The following is a 307-nucleotide window of genomic DNA, read 5'->3' on the forward strand; positions in this document are numbered from 1 at the left end:
CAAGGCCCGAGCTGTCACTAATAAGCCGTCGCTGCTGATGTGTAAAACCATTATCGCTTTCGGCGCGCCGACCAAAGCTGGCACCCACGGCGCCCACGGTTCGCCTCTGGGTGACGAAGAAATCGCCGCTACCCGCAAAAATCTCTGCTGGAACGAGTCTCCATTCGTGATCCCGGAGGAAATCTACCAGGGTTGGGATGCGAAAGAGGCAGGCAAGAAGAAAGAAGCAGTGTGGAATGATAAACTCTCCGCCTATGAAAATGCTTTCCCCGAGCTGGCGCGCGAGTTCAAACGTCGAATAAATGGC

General features: G+C 54.7%; 1 protein-coding gene. It reads left to right on the plus strand.

Features of this window, described 5'->3' with window-relative positions; translation table 11 throughout:
* Window positions 1–307, plus strand: a 307-nt coding sequence (locus tag BG74_RS15385; RefSeq protein ID WP_501037401.1) for a thiamine pyrophosphate-binding protein, incomplete at both ends; no start/stop codon positions are given.

Source organism: Sodalis-like endosymbiont of Proechinophthirus fluctus (genome assembly GCF_001602625.1).
Classification (GTDB): domain Bacteria; phylum Pseudomonadota; class Gammaproteobacteria; order Enterobacterales; family Enterobacteriaceae.